This is a genomic window from Streptomyces sp. NPDC017943, from assembly GCF_044328425.1.
GTDB classification, from domain to species: Bacteria; Actinomycetota; Actinomycetes; order Streptomycetales; family Streptomycetaceae; genus Streptomyces; species Streptomyces djakartensis_A.
Genome location: NZ_JBIRHH010000001.1, coordinates 321,129 through 340,224, shown reverse-complemented (window position 1 = coordinate 340,224; position 19,096 = coordinate 321,129). Strand labels below are relative to the sequence as shown.

At 72.2% G+C, this 19,096-nt stretch carries 14 protein-coding genes; 5 read left to right on the top strand and 9 right to left on the bottom strand.

Annotated features, from left to right (window positions below; genetic code table 11):
• Nucleotides 1–64: 64 nt before the first annotated feature.
• The 5 genes from ACH4C6_RS01405 to pta form a co-directional block, all read right to left on the bottom strand.
• Nucleotides 65–418: a hypothetical protein gene (locus ACH4C6_RS01405; protein ID WP_398106497.1), complete on the bottom strand. Its 354-nt coding sequence runs from the start codon at nt 416–418 to the stop codon at nt 65–67.
• Nucleotides 408–4,205 carry a hypothetical protein gene (locus ACH4C6_RS01400; protein ID WP_398106496.1) on the bottom strand — a complete coding sequence of 1,266 codons (3,798 nt, stop codon included), beginning with the start codon at nt 4,203–4,205 and terminating at the stop codon, nt 408–410. Before ACH4C6_RS01400 ends, ACH4C6_RS01405 begins: the two co-directional genes overlap by 11 nt.
• Nucleotides 4,206–4,479: 274 nt before the next feature.
• Nucleotides 4,480–5,907, bottom strand: a complete 1,428-nt coding sequence (gene pyk, locus ACH4C6_RS01395) for a pyruvate kinase (protein WP_398106495.1) — start codon at nt 5,905–5,907, stop codon at nt 4,480–4,482.
• A 74-nt stretch (nt 5,908–5,981) separates the two neighbouring features.
• Nucleotides 5,982–7,196 (bottom strand): acetate kinase, encoded by a 1,215-nt coding sequence (locus ACH4C6_RS01390; RefSeq protein ID WP_398106494.1) that lies wholly within the window; start codon nt 7,194–7,196, stop codon nt 5,982–5,984.
• A complete protein-coding gene (pta, locus tag ACH4C6_RS01385) occupies nt 7,193–9,295 on the bottom strand; it encodes a phosphate acetyltransferase (protein WP_398106493.1) in 2,103 nt (700 codons plus the stop codon). The genes ACH4C6_RS01390 and pta overlap by 4 nt, the downstream gene beginning before the upstream one ends.
• Before the next feature lie 248 nt (nt 9,296–9,543).
• Here pta and ACH4C6_RS01380 point away from each other — a divergent pair, with 248 nt between their 5' ends.
• Nucleotides 9,544–10,569, top strand: coding sequence for an ATP-dependent 6-phosphofructokinase (locus ACH4C6_RS01380; RefSeq protein ID WP_398106492.1), 1,026 nt, complete (start codon nt 9,544–9,546; stop codon nt 10,567–10,569).
• Between the two features lie 36 nt (nt 10,570–10,605).
• Here the strand turns inward: ACH4C6_RS01380 and ACH4C6_RS01375 are convergent, their stop codons facing one another.
• The 3 genes from ACH4C6_RS01375 to ACH4C6_RS01365 form a co-directional block, all read right to left on the bottom strand.
• Complete coding sequence (locus ACH4C6_RS01375) at nt 10,606–11,349, bottom strand: XRE family transcriptional regulator (protein WP_398106491.1); 744 nt, start codon at nt 11,347–11,349, stop codon at nt 10,606–10,608.
• A gap of 449 nt (nt 11,350–11,798) precedes the next feature.
• Nucleotides 11,799–12,488, bottom strand: a complete 690-nt coding sequence (locus ACH4C6_RS01370) for a response regulator (RefSeq protein ID WP_398106490.1) — start codon at nt 12,486–12,488, stop codon at nt 11,799–11,801.
• Nucleotides 12,478–14,151 (bottom strand): ATP-binding protein, encoded by a 1,674-nt coding sequence (locus ACH4C6_RS01365; protein ID WP_398106489.1) that lies wholly within the window; start codon nt 14,149–14,151, stop codon nt 12,478–12,480. Before ACH4C6_RS01365 ends, ACH4C6_RS01370 begins: the two co-directional genes overlap by 11 nt.
• Nucleotides 14,152–14,336: 185 nt before the next feature.
• Here ACH4C6_RS01365 and ACH4C6_RS01360 point away from each other — a divergent pair, with 185 nt between their 5' ends.
• Nucleotides 14,337–15,743, top strand: coding sequence for a cation:dicarboxylate symporter family transporter (locus ACH4C6_RS01360; RefSeq protein ID WP_398106488.1), 1,407 nt, complete (start codon nt 14,337–14,339; stop codon nt 15,741–15,743).
• An 84-nt stretch (nt 15,744–15,827) separates the two neighbouring features.
• On the opposite strand, the gene ACH4C6_RS01355 is transcribed toward ACH4C6_RS01360, so the two are convergent.
• The gene (locus ACH4C6_RS01355) at nt 15,828–16,457 is read right to left on the bottom strand and encodes a TetR/AcrR family transcriptional regulator (protein ID WP_398106487.1); all 630 of its coding nucleotides are present in this window, start codon (nt 16,455–16,457) and stop codon (nt 15,828–15,830) included.
• Between the two features lie 145 nt (nt 16,458–16,602).
• Here ACH4C6_RS01355 and ACH4C6_RS01350 point away from each other — a divergent pair, with 145 nt between their 5' ends.
• Genes ACH4C6_RS01350 through ACH4C6_RS01340 form a run of 3 tightly spaced genes read left to right on the top strand, consistent with a single transcriptional unit; the run spans nt 16,603 to nt 19,071 of the window.
• Nucleotides 16,603–18,273 carry a DHA2 family efflux MFS transporter permease subunit gene (locus tag ACH4C6_RS01350; RefSeq protein WP_398106486.1) on the top strand — a complete coding sequence of 557 codons (1,671 nt, stop codon included), beginning with the start codon at nt 16,603–16,605 and terminating at the stop codon, nt 18,271–18,273.
• A 52-nt stretch (nt 18,274–18,325) separates the two neighbouring features.
• A complete protein-coding gene (locus tag ACH4C6_RS01345) occupies nt 18,326–18,736 on the top strand; it encodes a MerR family transcriptional regulator (RefSeq protein WP_398106485.1) in 411 nt (136 codons plus the stop codon).
• Between the two features lie 20 nt (nt 18,737–18,756).
• Nucleotides 18,757–19,071, top strand: a complete 315-nt coding sequence (locus ACH4C6_RS01340; RefSeq protein WP_398107099.1) for a thioredoxin family protein — start codon at nt 18,757–18,759, stop codon at nt 19,069–19,071.
• Nucleotides 19,072–19,096 lie beyond the last annotated feature (25 nt).

Here is a 19,096-nt window from a genome sequence, read left to right as displayed (position 1 = left end):
GGAGCCGCAACGAGCTGTGCCCCGCCGGATTCGTCCGGCGGGGCACAGCTCGTTGCGCGATGCGTCAGTCGTCCTCTTCCTCGTCCTCGTCGTCGACGAAGCGCGGCAGGACATCGGTGTCCAGGCCGTGTCGGCCGAAGAGGTCGACCAGGGCCGCGGTCATGGCCGGGAGGCCGCCGCTGCGCACGACCACGAGGTCGGGGATCCGCAGACACGGGTCCCCGCCGGTCGAGGAACGCTCGTCCAGCACCTCGGCGATCTTCCGTGCCGTCATGAGTGTCGCGGTCCACCCTGCGCCGTCACCGGTGGTGATGACGGCGTCCACGTCCTCGACAGTGCCTGCGTCGTCGTCCAGGGCCAGTACATAGGTGATGGAGAAGTCGGCCGTCTCCACCGTCACCAGGGGCTCATGAGCCATAGATCTTCAGCAACTCCTTGATGACGTTCGGCTCGTTCGGCTTGTCGGACTTGCCGATGATCTCGAAGCCGCCGTCGACCTCGCGGAAGAACAGCCGCGCGCCGGCGTCGCCCCGAAGGTACCGGATGCCGTGCGACAGCGCCCTGGAACCCTTGCCCGGCTGGTCGTTGCCGCCCATCAGCTTGTTGATGAGCTGGTTCATCTCACGCTGCACGGCCTGGTTCTTCGTGGACTTCTCCGCGAGCTTCGCCAGCCGGCTGTTCTTGCCGAGCGCCGAGGTCACGCAGACCTTCGGGTTCCCCGCGGAGGCGGCAGTGGCGACCCTGCCCGCGTTCGCTGCCGCCTGGTGGGACGGGGCCTGCCGCGCTGCGGCTCCCTCGGCGAGCGGGACGAGGCACGCCACGGCGCTCTGCCCCTTCTTGACCCGGTCGACGACCGTACGCAACCGGTCCAGGGTGTCCTTGGCCTTGTCGAGGCGCTCCCAGAAGCTGTGGATCCCGTTGCCGACCCGGTAGATCGCCTTGCCGACCGCCGGGATCTTGGTGACGGCCGCGCCCACGAGGATCACGTTCACCAGCGTCCACAGGCAGCCCTCGACGTCGCGCTTGGTGAAGCACTTCTTGGCGTCGGTGTAGCCGAGCTCGTCGAGGATGATCTGGCCGCCGTTGGCGACCACCCAGTCCATGACGTCCATGGCCAGGAGTTGCTTGGCCTCGCGGAAATCGTCGACGCAGGTCTGGCCGCACTGGGCCCGGAGCAGGGCCTCCTCGTTCTGGGTCAGGTCCGGCCCCGTCGCCGGCTTGGGACCCTCCAGGGCCGCCTTGCGCTCTTCCTCCAGCTCCTCCAGGAACTCCTTCTCGGCGCGGTCCGCCGCCGCGTCGGCCGCCTTCGCGTCCTCGTCGGCGTTGGCCGCGGACTTCTCCGCGGCGTCGGCGTCCTTCTCGGACCGGGTGGCCGCCGAGTCCGCGGCGCCGGCGTCGCGCGTGGCGGCGTCGGCGGAGGCGCGGGCGTTGACGGCGCTCTTCTCGGCCTCGGTGGCCTCGTCGTTCGCCGCGGCGGCCTCGGTCGACGCCTCGCGGGCCGCGAAGTCCGCGTAGAACCAGTCCGTGCCCGCCTGGGCCACGTACTCGCCGGTCTTGGTGTCGGCCTTCTTGGCGGCCTCGGCGGCCTTGGCCGCTTCCGCGGCCGAAGCGCGGGCGGCGGAGGCGGAGGTGAGCGCGGCCGCCGCGTCGGCCGCGGCTGCGGCTGCCGCCTGGGCGGCGAGCTTGGCGTCACCGGACGCCTTGTCGGCCAGTGCCTTGGCGTCGGCGGCCGCCTTGGCCGCGTCCTTGGCCTTGGCCGCTGCCGCGGCGGCCTGCCGCTCGGCGATCGGCTTCGAGGTCTGTCCGACGAGCACCGCGAACGCGGCCGCGGTGTCGGTCTCCTTGTAGGGAGTCCCGACGGTGATGGCCTCGTTGGCGGGCTTGATGACCTCGGCGGCCGAGTCGCGGGCTGCCGAAGCCGCCAGGCCGGCCGCATAGGCGTGCCCGGCGGTCACGGCCGCCCAAGAGCTGGTCCTGGCCGCCTCGGTGCGGGCCGCTTCGGCCTCCTTGCCCGCCTTCAGGGAGGCGGCTTGGGCCTTCTTGGCCTCCTGCTCCGCCTTGGCGGCGTTCGCCGACGCGGCATCGGAGGCGTCGATGGCCTCGGCGGCTGCGGCATGCGCGGTGGCGCCCGCGGCCACAGCCGTCTGGTAGGCCGACCAGGCCTTGTCCGCGGCCGCGTTCGAGCGCTGGGCCGCGGCCTCGGACCGGGTGGCGGCGGCGCGTGCCTTCTGTGCCGCGGTGCTCGCCTCGCCGGCGGCGGTGTTCGCCCGGGTGGCCGCGCCGGCCGCGTCGTCGGCGGCGGCGCGGGCGACGGTGGCCGCCTCACGGGTCTCGGCCGCGGCACCGGTACCGACGGCCGCGGCGGCGGCCGACTCCAGGGCGGCGGCTCGTGCGGCGGTGGCCTTCTTGTTGCGCTCCGCCTCCTCGGCCTTCTCCCGCGCCGCGGCGGCCTTGCCCTCGGCCGCGAGCGCCACGCCGAGTTGCTCGTCGGCCGTCTTGGCGGCACTCTCCGCCTTGGTGCGGGCGCTTCCGGCCGTCTCGCGTTCCTCGGCCGCGCGCTTCTCGGCCGCTTGTGCCTTGCCGCGTTCACCGGCCGCGGTACGGCGTTCCTTCGCCGCGACGGCCTTCTCCTGCTCGGCCTTGGTGCGCTGCTCCTTGGCGGTCTGCGCCGCCTCGCGGGCGGTCTCCTGTGCCGCCTCGGCCGTGGCCTGGGCGTTCTTCGCCTTCGTGGCGTTGGCCGCGGCCTCCTTGGCCAGCGCGTCCGCGGACACCCGGGCCGCCTTGGCCTGGGCGGCCGCCTCCTGCGCGGCGATCCGGCGGAACTCGGTGTTGATGGCGTGCGCCTGGGTCTTGGACAGCGCGAACAGCGCCTTGCTGTCGGCCACCGTCGCCTTGGCCGCGTTCACCGCGGTCTGCGTGGCCTTCGCCGCGGCCTGGGCGGCGGCGTACGAGGCCTTGGCGACCTGCACCGACTGCTGCGCGTACAGCAGACCCCGGCCGCGCGGCGTCTTGGCGGCGTCGGCGAGGGCGTAGGCGTCGTTCTGGGCCGTGCCCGCCTGCTCGGAGGCCGTCTTGGCCGACGCCACCGCCTTGTTGGCGAGCGTCAGCTGGTCGGCGGCGCGCTTCTGGGCGTTGGCGAGATCCGTCTTCGCCTGGGTGAAGACCGCCGCCTTGGGCCGGTGGATGTTGTCCTTGGGCTGGCCCGCCCAGTACTTCTGCCACAGGAGGATCTGCTCGGCGAGCCACGCCTGCCCGATGGACTCGATCATCGCCTCGGTGGCCTTGCGGGCCTCGGCCGAGGCGGTCGCCTCGGCGGCCATGATGGTCGTCCGGGGCTTGGCCTGGGCGGCGTACTCCTGCTCCCACTCCTGATGGGCGGTCAGGACCACCGGGGTGAGGATCCGGCGGGCGTCGACGGGGTTGAAGCTGTCGCAACCGCCCCAGGCGACCTTGAGCGCCTCGACCTCCAGGCGGTACTCGGCGGAGCCCTCCTCCAGCGGCTTGGTGACGAAGCCGCCGTGGCGCAGGAAGGAGGCGACGTCGCTGGCGGTGGTGGTGTTGTAGGGGCCGCGGACGTCGGTGTCCCCGAGCATGGTGCCGACCGCGAAGTCGTTCCAGTCGTCCTGGCCCTTGATCTCCTCGGCGACCTTCTTCGCCTGGTCGACCGAGGCCTTGGTGGGCACGCTGCGGCCGTCCTGCCCGAGCCTGCCGTAGAGGTCGCGCTGGGGACCCAGGGTGAAGGCGACGATCCCCTTGTCGAACTCCGGAGCGTGGTACTCGGTGCCCGAGTCCCAGCCCGTCTGTGCGTAGATCTTGTTGGCCGTCTCCCAGCGCTCCTTGCGCTTGCGGGACTGGTCCAGGTAGTCGATGACGGCGTCGTTGTCCTTGGAGCGGGCGTCACCGATCGTGCCCAGGCCCAGTTGGTGGCCTTCCAGGGCGGCGGCGAGTTCGGTGTCGGTGCCGTTCAGGGCCTTGGCGGCCGCGGTCTTGAGGGCGGGGCCGCCGATGTGCAGTGCCGTGCCGGCCACGCACCGGTCCGTACGGGCGCGCATCCCGAGACTGATCCGGACACTGCCGGCGTCCGGGTCATCGGCCGGGGGGTCGTCGGCGCGGGCCGGTGTCGCGTACACCAGTCCGGTGAGTACGGCGGAGGCGGCCACCAGAGCGGTGCCGGACAACCCCCGCGAGCGCAGGGCTCTTCGCATGTCGTCGCCTGTCTGCTGTCGGATGATGAGGCCAGGAAGAGAGCAGGCGGACATGGCTGCGCGGCAGCTGGTGTGAAGAGCCGACGGATGTGGTCCGTCGGGTGAGACATGTGCGCTGGTCAGGCGCGTTCCCCCTGTGCCCCCTCCCCGGGAGCGGCACAAGATTTTCACATCTGATCGAATATGGATAGAGGATGATCAGCCATGAACGCCAGCGAGGGCGCCCCCTGTGCGCAGGGGGCGCCCTCGGTCGTCCGGGCGGGTGGGGCGGGGGTCAGCTCGTGGCGTCGCCCAGGTGGTGGACGCGGACCATGTTGGTGGTGCCGGGGACGCCGGGGGGCGAACCGGCGGTGATCACCACGATGTCACCGGTGTTGAAGCGGTTGAGCTTGACCAGCTCCTGCTCGACCAGTTCGACCATCTCGTCGGTGCTGTTCACGAACGGCACGACGTACGGCTCGACGCCCCAGCTGAGCGCCATCTGGTTGCGGGTGCCCTCGTCGGTGGTGAAGGCGATGATCGGCTGCTGGGCGCGGTAGCGGGACAGCCGGCGGGCGGTGTCGCCGGACTGCGTGAAGGCCACCAGGCCGCGGCCGCCGAGGAAGTCGGCGATCTCGCAGGCGGCACGGGCCACCGAACCGCCCTGCGTGCGGGGCTTCTTGCCCGGAACCAGCGGCTGCAGGCCCTTGGACATCAGCTCCTGCTCGGCCGCGGTGACGATCTTCGACATCGTCTTGACGGTCTCGATCGGGTACGCGCCCACGCTCGACTCGGCGGACAGCATGACCGCGTCGGCGCCGTCCAGGATCGCGTTGGCCACGTCGGAGGCCTCGGCGCGGGTCGGACGGGAGTTGGTGATCATCGACTCCATCATCTGGGTCGCCACGATCACCGGCTTGGCGTTGCGGCGGCACAGCTCGATGAGCCGCTTCTGCACCATGGGGACCTTCTCGAGCGGGTACTCGACGGCGAGGTCGCCACGGGCGACCATCACGCCGTCGAACGCCATCACGACGTCCTCCATGTTCTGCACCGCCTGCGGCTTCTCCACCTTGGCGACGACCGGGACGCGGCGGCCCTCCTCGTCCATCACGCGGTGCACGTCCTGGACGTCCTTGGCGTCCCGGACGAACGACAGCGCGACCAGGTCGCAGCCCATGCGGAGGGCGAAGCGCAGGTCCTCGATGTCCTTCTCCGACAGGGCGGGCACGTTGACGGCCGCGCCGGGCAGGTTGATGCCCTTGTGGTCGGAGATGACGCCGCCCTCGATGACGATCGTCTTCACCCGGGGGCCCTCGACCTCGGTGACCTTCAGCTCGACGTTGCCGTCGTTGATGAGGACCTGGTCGCCCTTGTTCACGTCGCCGGGCAGGCCCTTGTAGGTCGTCCCGCAGATCGTCTTGTCGCCGGGGACGTCCTCGGTGGTGATGGTGAACTCGTCACCGCGGACCAGCTCCACGGGACCCTCGGCGAAGGTCTCCAGCCGGATCTTCGGGCCCTGGAGGTCGGCGAGGACACCGATGGCCCGGCCGGTCTCCTTGGCGGCGGCCCGGACCCGGTCGTACCGGCCCTGGTGCTCGGCGTGCGAGCCGTGGCTGAAGTTGAAGCGGGCCACGTTCATGCCGGCTTCGATCAACGCGACAAGCTGCTCGTGGGAGTCGACCGCGGGGCCGAGAGTACAGACGATTTTCGAACGGCGCATGGGGGCGATCCTATCGGTTTGTTTCCCAGCGGAATATTCCGTCTGGCGGAAAATACAAAAGGGCGGGTTGCCGCTCAGGTGTGATTCCCCGAACCAATTACCAGCGCGTAGGTCTGCGTGGCGATCTCCATTTCCTCGTCGGTGGGGACCACGGCCACCGCCACCCGGGCGCCGTCGGGCGAGATCAGCCGCGCCTCGTCCGAGCGCACCCCGTTGCGTCCGGGGTCCACGGCGAGACCCAGCTCCTCCAGACCCGCCACGGCTGCCGCGCGCACGGGCGCCGCGTTCTCGCCGACACCGGCGGTGAAGGCGACCGCGTCCACCCGCCCGAGAACGGCGTAATAGGCGCCGATGTACTTCTTCAGCCGGTGAATGTAGATGTCGAACGCCAGCTCCGCCTGCTCGTCGCCCGCGTCGACGCGACGGCGGATCTCCCGCATGTCGTTGTCACCGCACAGCCCGATCAGCCCGCTCCTCTTGTTGAGAAGAGTGTCGATCTCGTCGGCGGACATTCCGCCGACGCGCATCAAATGGAAGATGACGGCCGGGTCCATGTCTCCCGAGCGCGTACCCATCACGAGTCCCTCCAAAGGGGTCAGCCCCATGGAGGTGTCGACGCACCTGCCGCCCCGCACGGCCGAGGCCGACGCCCCGTTGCCCAGGTGCAGCACGATCACGTTCGTCTCGGACGGGTCCTTGCCCAGCAGCCCGGCGGTGGCCCGGGAGACGTAGGCGTGCGAGGTGCCGTGGAAGCCGTAGCGGCGGATGCGGTGCTCGTCGGCGGTTCTCACGTCGATCGCGTAGCGGGCGGCCGACTCCGGCATCGTGGTGTGGAACGCGGTGTCGAAGACGGCGACCTGCGGCAGATCCGGCCGCAGCGCCTGCGCCGTGCGGATGCCGGTGAGGTTGGCCGGGTTGTGCAGTGGCGCCACCGGGATGAGCCGCTCGATCTCGGCGAGCACGGCGTCGTCGATCACGGTGGGCTCGGTGAAGGACTTGCCCCCGTGCACCACCCGGTGCCCGATGGCGGCCAGTTCGGGGGAGTCCAGTCCCAGGCCGTCCTTGGCGAGCTCCTCCGCCACGGCCTTCAGGGCGGCGTCGTGGTCGGCGATCGCGCCGCCGCGCTCCCGGCTCTCGCCGCCCGCCGGCGTGTGCTTCAGCCGGGAGGACCGCTCGCCGATGCGCTCGACCAGGCCCATCGCCAGGCGGCTGCTGTCGCGCATGTCGAGCAGCTGGTACTTCACCGACGAGGAGCCGGAGTTGAGGACGAGGACACGGGTGGGGCTCACTGGGCGGTCGCCTTCTCGCTCGGGGACGGGGCGGGGGACTGGGCCTGGATCGCCGTGATGGCGACGGTGTTGACGATGTCCTGCACCAGGGCGCCCCGGGACAGGTCGTTGACCGGCTTGCGCAGGCCCTGGAGCACCGGCCCGACGGCGATGGCGCCCGCCGAGCGCTGCACGGCCTTGTAGGTGTTGTTGCCGGTGTTCAGGTCGGGGAAGATCAGCACGCTCGCCTGCCCGGCGACCTCCGAGCCGGGCAGCTTGGTCGCCGCGACGGACGGCTCCACGGCGGCGTCGTACTGGATCGGGCCCTCGATCCGCAGGTCGGGCCGGCGGGCGCGCACCAGCTCGGTGGCCTCGCGGACCTTGTCGACGTCGGCCCCCGAGCCGGAGGTGCCGGTGGAGTACGACAGCATCGCGATGCGGGGCTCCACGCCGAACTGCTCGGCCGTGGTGGCCGACTGGATGGCGATGTCGGCCAGCTGCTCGGCGTCGGGATCCGGGTTGACCGCGCAGTCGCCGTAGACGAGGACCTTGTCGGCCAGGCACATGAAGAACACCGACGAGACGATGTCCGCGTCCGGCTTGGTCTTGATGATCTCGAAGGCCGGGCGGATCGTCGCGGCCGTGGAGTGCACCGATCCCGACACCATGCCGTCGGCGAGACCCTCCTGGACCATCAGTGTGCCGAAGTAGTTCACGTCCGAGACGACGTCGTAGGCCAGCTCCACGGTCACGCCCCGGTGGGCGCGCAGGGCCGCGTACTTCTCGGCGAAGGAGTCCCGCAGCTCGGAGGTGGCCGGGTCGATCAGCCGGGACTCGCCGAGGTCCACACCGAGGTCGGCGGCCTTCTTGCGGATCCGGTCGACCGGGCCCAGCAGCGTCAGGTCGCACACCCCGCGGCGCAGCAGCACCTCCGCGGCGTGCAGCACCCGCTCCTCGGTGCCCTCGGGGAGCACCACCCGGCGCAGGTCGGTGCGGGCCTGCTCCAGCAGCTTGTGCTCGAACATCATCGGCGTGACGCGGTCGCTGCTCGGCGCGGAGACGCGGTGGGCCAGTCCGGCGGTGTCGGCGTACCGCTCGAACAGGCCGAGGGCGCGCTCGGCCTTGCGCGGGGTGGCCGCGTTGAGCTTGCCCTCCAGGGAGAACAGCTGCTCGGCGGTGGGGAAGCTGGTGCCGGCCACCGACAGCACGGGGGTGCCGGGGGCGAGGCGGTCGGCCAGGGTCAGGATGTCCCGGCCGGGCACCTCGTCCAGGGTGAGCAGCACGCCGGCGATCGGCGGTGTCCCGGCGCTGTGGGCGGCCAGCGCGCCGACCACCAGGTCCGCCCGGTCGCCCGGGGTGACGACCAGGCAGCCCGGCGTCAGGGCGGTCAGGAAGTTCGGCAGCATCGCACCGCCGAAGACGAAGCCGAGCACGTCCCGGGCGAGGCCCGAGTCGTCGCCGAGCACCACCCGGGCGCCGAGGGCGTGGCTGATCTGCGAGACGGTCGGGGCGGACAGTGCGGGCTCGTCGGGCAGGACGTAACAGGGCGCGGGGAGCCGGGAGTCCAGCTGGGCGGCGATCGCGTCCCGGTCCTCACGCGCCACCCGGTTGGTGACCATCGCCAGGACGTCGCAGCCGAGGGTGTCGTAGGCGCGGTAGGCGTTGCGCGTCTCGGCGAGCACCGACTCCACGCTCTGCCCGCGCCCGCCGACGACGGGGATCACGGAGGCACCGAACTCGTTGGCCAGCCGGGCGTTGAGCGACAGTTCGTCGGGCAGCTGCGTGTCGGCGTAGTCGGTGCCCAGGACCAGGACCACGTCGTAGTCGCGGGCGACCAGGTGGAAGCGGTCGACCAGAGTGGAGACGAGCTCGTCCGTGCCGGCCTCGGCCTGGAGGGCCGACGCCTCGTGGTAGTCCATGCCGTAGACGGTCGCCGGGTCCTGGGTGAGGCGGTAGCGGGCGCGCAGCAGCTCGAAGAGGCGGTCGGGCCCGTCGTGCACCAGGGGCCGGAAGACGCCGACCCGGTCGACCTGCCGGGTGAGGAGTTCCATGACCCCCAGTTCGACGACCTGGCGGCCGTCGCCGCGGTCGATGCCGGTCACGTACACGCTGCGGGTCACGCGCGCTCTCCGTTTCGTTGCGAAGGGGGGTGCGTCCAGATGGGGGTGCGTCCAAGGGTGGCGGCCCTGCCTCACGGCTGTCCCGCCAGAGGCACAAAAATCGCCCACCGAGGTGAGCAGAACCCTCTTGACAATACCTCTGCCGCTAGATAAGGCGCCCGTCAGAGAGGGGTTCCACAGCGGGGTGCGGGGCGTGAAACAATCGGCAGTGCTCACCGGTGTCTACAGCGAGCAGGAGACAGAGCACGATGCGTATCGGAGTTCTCACCGCAGGCGGCGACTGCCCCGGACTGAACGCCGTGATCCGGTCGGTCGTGCACCGGGCGGTCGACAACTACGGCGACGAGGTCATCGGCTTCGAGGACGGGTACGCGGGGCTGCTCGACGGGCGCTACCGCACCCTCGACCTCGAGTCCGTCAGCGGCATCCTGGCCCGCGGCGGCACCATCCTCGGCTCGTCCCGGCTGGAGCGCGACCGGCTGCGCGAGGCCTGCGAGAACGCCTCCGACATGATCCACCAGTTCGGGATCGACGCGCTCATCCCGATCGGCGGCGAGGGCACGCTCACGGCGGCCCGCATGCTGTCCGACGCGGGCCTGCCCGTCGTGGGTGTGCCGAAGACGATCGACAACGACATCTCCTCCACCGACCGCACCTTCGGCTTCGACACCGCGGTCGGTGTCGCCACCGAGGCGATGGACCGCCTGAAGACCACCGCGGAGTCCCACCAGCGGGTGATGGTGGTCGAGGTCATGGGCCGCCACGCCGGCTGGATCGCCCTGGAGTCCGGCATGGCCGCCGGTGCGCACGGGATCTGCCTGCCGGAGCGCCCGTTCGACCCGGCGGACCTCGTGAAGATGGTCGAGGAGCGCTTCTCCCGCGGCAAGAAGTTCGCCGTGGTCTGCGTCGCCGAGGGCGCCCACCCGGTCGACGGCTCCATGGACTACGGCAAGGGCGCCATAGACAAGTTCGGCCACGAGCGCTTCCAGGGCATCGGCACCGCCCTCGCCCACGAGTTGGAGCGGCGACTGGGCAAGGAGGCCAAGCCGGTCATCCTGGGCCACGTCCAGCGCGGTGGCGTGCCGACCGCCTACGACCGGGTGCTCGCCACGCGGTTCGGCTGGCACGCGGTGGAGGCCGCGCACCAGGGCCGCTTCGGCCGGATGACGGCACTGCGCGGGACGGACATCGTGATGGTGCCGCTCGCGGAGGCCGTGACCGAGCTGAAGACCGTGCCGAAGGACCGCATGGACGAGGCCGAGTCGGTCTTCTAGGACCTCCCGGTCCGGGCGGGGCGCCGGGGGCCGGCGTCAGGCGCCCTCCCGGCCGTCGTCCTCCTGGAGCTTCGTCCAGAAGTGCTCGACGATCCGGTCCAGGAACTCCTGGCCGGCGCCGCCCGCGTCACCGCGGCCACCGCCCCAGCTGAGGGTGGCGGCCATGTGCCCCTGGTAGTCCTCGTGCAGGCCCTGAAGAGTCCTCTCCAGGGACCGCCGGGTCAGCGGCACCACGCGGGCCACCGGGCGCACGTACGCCTGCCAGCGGGTGGTGGCCGCGCTGCGCAGCAGTTCGCCTAGCTTGCGCTCGCGTCCCGTGACGGCGACGAAGTCGGGCAGGTCGAGGCCGAGCACCTCGGCCAGGGCCGTCGCCTGGCGCTCGGTCCCGCGCCAGTGGTCGGTCTCCTCCATCCGCAAGTAGGCGTGCACGTCGTGCCCGACGGCGCGGGCCACGTCCTCGGGCGCGAGGCAGCGCGCGATGCGGTGTTCGCGCAGCGTGCGCGGCCTGCCGATGAGTTCGGCGGGCGAGCACCACAGCACGCCCGCGAGAGCGGTGAGTTCGGAGCCGCTGGGGGCGGTCAGTCCACGCTCCCAGTCGACGACGTGCTCGGGGGTGACGTGGGCGTGCCCGTAGGAGACCCGCATGCCGTAGGCGACATGCTCGGGGGCCATGCCGAGGGCCGCCCGCAGACGGCGGGCCGCGGAGGCGTCGAAGGGCGGGGGAGCGGTCGCGGGAGGGGGATCGCCCGGACGGGGTGTTGGTCGGCGCACGGGCCACAAGCTAGGGGCGCCCGGCGCCGCCGACTACGGTCTGTTCGGCCAGGATCACGGATTGTAGGAACGTACGGCTACCCGTCGGTTCGGGTGGAGCGGGGGAGCGCCTGTCGGGCGGACGGGTGTGCGGCCGGGGCCGGCGCGTGAGCCGGTGCGCGCGGGCGTGCGAGCTCTCAGGGCGCGAGAACGGCAAGCTCAGCGGGCATATGCGTCAATCGCGCGCCACGCCCGGCTCCGCGCGGCTCGCGGCGCCGGGGCGGGCGGCGGCGGGAGCGAGGTCGTCCGTGCGGACGGCAGTCGAAGGCGGGTGCGCCGCCGTCAACCCCTCGCGCACGGACGGAAGGCGGCACTCCGCGGCGCGATCCGTACGCTGCCCGCCCCCTGCCGCCCTCCACGTCGCGTGGTCCGGTCAGCTCGATGCGTGTGCGCGGGTCAGGTCACCGGCTGAGGGGCCGTCACTGGCCGGTGACCCAGCGGTACTGCAGTTCCGGCCGCCCCACCGTGCCGTACTGCGGGCGGCGGGCCGCGCGGCCGGCGTCGACCAGGTGCTCCAGGTAACGGCGCGCGGTGATGCGGGAGATGCCCACGCTCTCGGCGACGCCGGCGGCCGTCAGGCCCTCGGCGCTGTCGCGCAGGGCGAGGGTCACCCGCTCCAGGGTCGGTGCGCTCAGGCCCTTGGGCAGGGCGGCCGGGCCGGGCGCGCGCAGGGCCGCGAGTGCCCGGTCCACCTCGTCCTGCCCGCTCGCCTCGCCGACGGCCGCGTGGAACTCGGCGTAGCGCACCAGCCGGTCGCGCAGGGTGGCGAAGGTGAACGGCTTCAGGACGTACTGCACCACCCCGAGCGAGACGCCCTCGCGGACGACGGCCAGGTCGCGGGCCGACGTCACCGCTATCACGTCGGCCTGGTGCCCGGCCGCCCGCAGGGAACGGGCCAGTTGCAGTCCGTGCACGTCCGGCAGGTGCAGATCGAGCAGGAGCAGGTCGACCGGGGTGCGCTCCAGGATCCGGCGGGCCTCCGCGCCCGTGTGGGCCTTGCCCACGGCGACGAACCCGGGCACACGGCCGACGTAGAGGACGTGGGCGTCGGCGGCGACCGGGTCGTCCTCCACCACCAGGACGCGGATGGCGTGCTCGCTACCGGTCATGCGTCGTCTCCCGCGCCCTGCCGGCGGTGGCCGCGGCGGTCACGCCCCGGTCGGTCCCCGGCTCCCGCAGCGGCAGCCGCACCTCGAACTCGGCCCCGCCCCCGTCGGCCTCCGCCACGGTCAGCGAGCCGCCGTGCCTCCGGGCCGTCTGCCGGACCAGCGCCAGTCCCAGGCCCCGGCCGCCCGGGCCCGCCGGCTTGGTCGAGAAGCCGCGCTCGAAGACCGCCTCGGCATGGGCGGGGTCGACGCCCGGACCCGTGTCCGAGACCCGCAGCACCAGTTCCGGGCCGGCCGCGGGACGCCGGGTGCGGGCCGTGACCGTGACCCGGGCGCGCACGGTGCCCTGGGCCGCGTCCACCGCGTTGTCGATCAGGTTGCCCAGGATGGTGACCAGGTCCCGGGCGGGCAGGGTCTCGGGCAGCAGGCCGTCGTCCAGGCTGCTGTCCGGTGACACCACCAGCTCCACGCCCCGCTCGTTCGCCTGGGCCGTCTTGCCGAGCAGCAGTGCCGCCAGCACCGGCTCGCTCACCGCCGCCACGACCTGGTCGGTCAGGGCCTGCGCCAGCTCCAGCTCGGCCGTGGCGAACTCCACCGCCTCCTGCGCCCGGCCCAGCTCGATCAGGGAGACGACCGTGTGCAGCCGGTTCGCCGCCTCGTGCGCCTGGGAGCGCAGGGCCTGGGTGAAGCCCCGCTCGGAGTCCAGCTCGCCCGTCAGCGACTGAAGTTCCGTCACGTCGCGCAGGGTGGCGACGGTGCCACGCCGCTCCCCGCCCGACACCGGCGAGGTGTTGATCACCAGCACCCGGGACGCCGTCAGGTGCACCTCGTCCACCCGCGGTTCCGATGCCAGCAACGCGCCCGTGAGCGGGGCGGGCAGCCCCAGCTCCGCCACCGATCTGCCCACCACGTCCCCCGCCACGCCGAGCAACTCGCGCCCCCCGTCGTTGATCAGCGCCACACGGTACTGCCCGTCCAGCATCAGCAGCCCCTCACGCACCGCGTGCAGGGCGGCCTGATGGTAGTCGTGCATCCGGCTCAGCTCGGTCGCGTTCATCCCGTGGGTGTGGCGGCGCAGCCGGGCGTTGACGACGTACGTGCCGACCGCGCCCAGCAGCAGCGCGCCGGCCGCGACGCCGAGCAGGGCCGTCAGCTGCTCCTGCACCCGCTGGGTGATCTGCTCGACCCGGATGCCCGCGCTGACCAGTCCGACCACCCGGTCGCCGTCCCGGATCGGGGTGACCGCGCGGACCGAGGGGCCGAGCGTGCCGGTGTAGGTCTCGGTGAAGGTCCGGCCCCGCAGGGCCCGCTCGGTGTGCCCCTGGAAGGTCTGGCCGATCTGCCGGGGATCGGGGTGGGTCCAGCGGATGCCCCGCGGATCCATGATCGTGACGAAGTCGACCTCGGTGTCCCGCATGACCTTCAGCGCGTACGGCTGCAGCTCGGCGGTCGGATCGGCGGTGCGGGCCGCCGCGAGCACGGAGGGGGAGTCCGCGACGGACCGGGCCACCGCCCTGGCCTGGCGTGCCGCCGCCTCCTCGGCCTGGCTGCGGTCGCTGACATAGGTGAACAGCGCATATCCGGCCACGACGACCGCTATCAGCACGGCCTGCATGGCGAAGAGCTGCCCCGCCAGGCTGCGGGGGCGGGGGACGGTGAGGCGCATGCCGTCAGTCTGCACCGTGGCCGATTGTGAACTAAATGAACGGAAGGGTGACCGCGCTCACAGCGCACGACATAGTCACGGCATTCCCCGTAACGCACCTTCGGGAGCCTCGACCTGCTTCCCGGAGTTCCCCGGACGTGAGCCGCACGCCGGTGATGCCGACGACGTCGTCAAGGAGGGCCGCCGTGACCAGCGCAGCCGATACGGCACCTGCCGCACCCCGAGCCAGGCGGGACCGCACGCACTACCTGTACATCGCGGTGATCATCGCGGTCGCCGCCGGTATCGCGGTGGGTCTGGCCGCACCCGACTTCGCGCAGGAGCTCAAGCCGATCGGCACCGGGTTCGTGGCCCTGATCAAGATGATGATCTCGCCGATCATCTTCTGCACGATCGTGCTGGGCATCGGCTCGGTCCGCAAGGCCGCCAAGGTCGGTGCCGTCGGCGGTATCGCCCTCGGCTACTTCATGGTCATGTCGCTGGTCGCGCTGGCCATCGGCCTGGTCGTGGGCAACATCCTGGAGCCGGGCACCGGCCTCGCGGTGACCGACGCGGTCAAGGACGCCGGCCACGCCCAGATCGACTCCGAGGCCAAGGACACCACCGAGTTCCTGCTCGGGATCATCCCGACCACCATCGTGTCGGCCTTCACCAGCGAGTCGGTGCTCCAGACCCTGCTGATCGCCCTGCTCGCGGGCTTCGCCCTGCAGGGCATGGGCGCGGCCGGGCAGCCGATCCTGCGCGGCATCGAGCACATCCAGCGGCTCGTCTTCCGCATCCTGGCCATGGTGATGTGGGCGGCCCCCGTCGGCGCGTTCGGCGCGATCGCCGCCGTCACCGGCTCGGCGGGCGTGGAGGCGCTCAAGAGCCTGGCCGTGCTGATGCTCGGCTTCTACGTGACCTGTTTCCTGTTCGTCTTCCTGGTGCTGGGCACCCTGTTGCGCGTGGTGTCGGGGCTGAACGTCTTCTCGCTGTTCAAGTACCTGGGCCGCGAGTTCCTGCTGATCCTGTCCACGTCCTCCTCCGAGTCCGCGCTGCCGCGCCTCATCGCCAAGATGGAGCACCTGGGCGTCAGCAAGCCGGTGGTCGGCATCACCGTCCCGACCGGCTACTCCTTCAACCTCGACGGCACCATGATCTACATGACCATGGCGTCGCTGTTCATCGCCGACGCCATGGGCACCCCGATGTCCGTCGGCGAGCAGATCCCGCTGCTGCTGTTCCTGCTGGTCGCCTCCAAGGGCGCCGCCGGTGTCACCGGCGCCGGCCTCGCGACCCTGGCCGGCGGGCTCCAGTCGCACAAGCCGGCCCTGGTGGACGGCATCGGCCTCATCGTCGGCATCGACCGCTTCATGAGCGAGGCCCGCGCCCTGACGAACTTCGCGGGCAACGCGGTCGCCACCGTGCTGATCGGCACCTGGACCAAGGAGATCGACCGGGCCCGCGTCGACCAGGTGCTGGCCGGCCGGCTGCCGTTCGACGAGAAGACGCTGCTGGACGACGGGCACGGCGCGCAGGAGGCCCGGCCCGCGGACGACCCGGCCGGGGACGTTCCCGGGCAGGGCGGCGAGAAGGAGCTGGCGAAGGCCTGAGGGCCGCTTCGCCCCGCGGACGCCGGGCGGCCCGGGCGACGACCCCCCCTCGTCGCCCGGCCGCCCGGTCTCACTGCGCGCGGTTCAGTCGTTCAGTTTCGCCACCAGCGCGGTGGCGTCGGAGGCGGGCACGCCCGCCGCAGTCAGGATGGTGACTGCGGCGCAGCGGCCCGCCTCCCGCGCGTCCACCAGCCCGTCGTTCACCGCCTCCATCAGCGCCACCAGCATCTGCTCGTGCACGTACGCCAGGGCCGGCGGGGGCAGCGGTGAACTGAAGACGCCCTGCCCGGCCCCGCGCCGCAGCACTTCGGTGGCCGCCTCCCGGACGGGGGCGAGGCGCTCCCGGATGCCCTGCATGGTGACCGTGCGCTGGGCGAGGGCGATCAGCAGCCGGTAGCGGTCGGCCAGCTCCCAGACCGCCAGCACCGAGCGGGCCACGGCCTCCGCCGGATCCTGCACCCCCTCCCGGCCCGCCGCGTGGGCGGCCGACAGCGCCAGCACCGCCTCGTCGACGAGCGTGCTGATCAGCGCCTCGCGGTTGGGGAAGTGCCCGTACACCGTCCGCCGGACGACGCCGGCGGCGCGGGCGATCTGGTCCATGGACGCGTCGGGGTCGCGCAGCAGCTCGGCCAGGGCGACGTCGAGGATGCGGCGCCGGTTGGCGTCGGCGCGGCTGGAGTGGCCGGGGGCGCGGCCGGGGTGACCGGTGGGCATGCCAGCCATTCTGCCCGTCCCGCCCGGGGGGACGCCTCCGTTGTTTGCACAGTGCTGTGCAACAGGCATACATTGCACAAGACTGAGCAATTGCACAGTGCTGTGCAATCACCGTCGCGCACACCGGAGGAAGGCGACCCCTGCCATGCGACTCGTCGTGACCGAACCGGCCGACAGGACGGACCAGCCCTACGCACGCCGCTGGTGGGCGCTGCTGGTGCTGTGCTTGAGCCTGCTGATCATCGTGATGGCGAACACGGCCCTGACCGTCGCCGCGCCCGACATGACCGCCGACCTCGGCCTGACCAGCGCCGACCTGCAGTGGGTGATCGACGGGTACACCGTCCCCTACGCGGCGCTGATGCTGCTGCTCGGCGCGATCGGCGACAAGTACAGCCGCCGGGGCGCGCTCGTCGCGGGGCTGGCGGTGTTCGGCGGCGGCTCCGTCCTCGGCTTCCTCGCCGACAGCGCCGCGACCGTGATCGCCGCCCGGGCCGTGATGGGCGCGGGCGCGGCGATGATCATGCCGGCCACGCTCTCCCTGCTCGCCGCAACCTTCCCGCGGGCGGAGCGTGCCAAGGCCATCACCCTGTGGACCGCCACCGCCGGACTCGCCATCGCGGCCGGGCCCCTGGTCGCCGGGGCCCTGCTCCAGGGGCACGGCTGGTCGTCGACGTTCCTCATCAACGTGCCCGTCGCGGCCCTCGCCGTGGTCGGCGCGTTCGTCCTCGTCCCGCCGTCCCGGGCCGGGCACCGCGGCCGGATCGACTACGGCGGCGGACTGCTGTCGGTGGTGTGGATCGCCGCGCTCGTCTACATGATCATCGAGGGTCCGCACTTCGGCTGGGGCGTCGAGGCCGTCACGGCGGCCGTCGTCGCCGGCGCCGGCCTGGTGGCCTTCGTGCTGTGGGAGCTGCGTCACCCGCGCCCGATCCTCGACGTCCGCCGCTTCACGGACCGCGGCTTCGCCGGGTCCAACCTCGCCGTCGCGCTGTTCTTCCTGGCCGTCTTCGGCGCCTTCTACTACCTGACCCAGCACCTGCAGTTCGTGCTCGGCTACGACGCCCTGGACACCGGGCTGCGCATGCTGCCGCTGGCCGGTGCGGTCTTCGCCGGTTCCGCGCTGACCGGGTACCTCACCCCCCGGGTCGGCATGAAGTGGACCGTCACGGCCGGTATGGCCGGGGGCACGGCGGCCCTGGCCCTGCTGACCCGGGTCGACTCCACGTCGTCCTACGGCGACTTCGTCGCACCCCTGATCGTCCTCGGCCTCGCGATCGGGCTGGCGCTCTCGCCCTGCACCGACGCGATCATGGGGGCGTTCCCGGAGCCGGAGCTGGGCGTCGGCGGCGCCGTCAACGACACCTCGCTGGAGCTGGGCGGCTCCCTCGGCATCGCCGTCCTGGGCTCGCTGCTGGCGACCTCCTACTCCGGCCACCTGTCCGACGCCACGTCCGGCAGCAAGCTGCCCGCCTCCGCCCTGGACACCGCCCAGGACTCGGTCGGCGCCGGGTACGCCGTCGCCCGGGGCATCGGCGACCGGGCACAGCAGCTGGCCGAGCAGGCGGCCCACACCGGCGACCCCCAGCAGGCGGAGCGGCTGCGCGCCCAGGCCGGGAAACTCGGCGACGGAGCGCGGCAGATGACCGACGCGGTGGGTGCGGCCTTCTCCGACGCCGTCGCGCACACCAGCCTCGTCGGGGCCGTGATCCTGGGCGCGGGCACCCTGCTGGTGGCCCTGCTGCTCCCCGGCCGGGGCAAGCCGGCGGCCGAGTCCGCCGAGGAGAGGGAGCCGGAGACCGCCGGGGCCCGCTAGCGGGCGTCCCGCCGTTGCCTTGACGCCGGGGGCAAGGCTTACGTTCGGCGGTATGCGAATCGGCGAGCTGGCCGCGCGGGCCGGGACCACGACGCGGACGCTGCGGTACTACGAGTCGCGGGGCCTGCTGCCCGCGCGGCGCACCGGGAACGGCTACCGCACCTACGACGAGAGCGATCTGCGGCTGCTGCGGCAGATCCGGACGCTGCAGGACTTCGGGTTCGACCTGGAGGAGACGCGGCCGTTCGTGGAGTGTCTGCGCGCCGGGCACCCCGAGGGGGACTCCTGCCCGGCGTCCCTCGCGGTCTACCGGCGCAAGCTGGACGAACTCGACGCGCTGATCGGCCAGCTGAGCACCGTGCGCGAGACGGTGGCACGGCAGCTGGCCCGCGCCGAGCTGGCCGCCGAGGCGGAGGTTCCGGGTGGTCCGGAACCCGTGTGCGAGCTGGGAGGGAACCCGTGACGAGCAGGGTGAGCGACGGCGTGACCGAGGTGACGGACGCCGATTTCGAGTCCGAGGTGATCGGCGCGGAGCTGCCGGTGCTGGTGGAGTTCACGGCCGACTGGTGCCCGCCCTGCCGGCAGATGGGGCCGGTGCTGAAGGCCCTCGCCGCGGAGGAGGGCGAGCGGCTGAAAGTCGTGCAGCTGGACGTGGACGCCAACCCGGTCACGACGCAGGCCTACAAAGTGCTCTCGATGCCGACCTTCCTGGTGTTCCGCGACGGCGAGCCCGTGAAGGCGATGGTGGGGGCACGGGCCAAGCGGCGGCTGCTCCAGGAACTGGACGAGGTGCTGTAGCCGAGGCGGGCGACCCGCCCGGAAA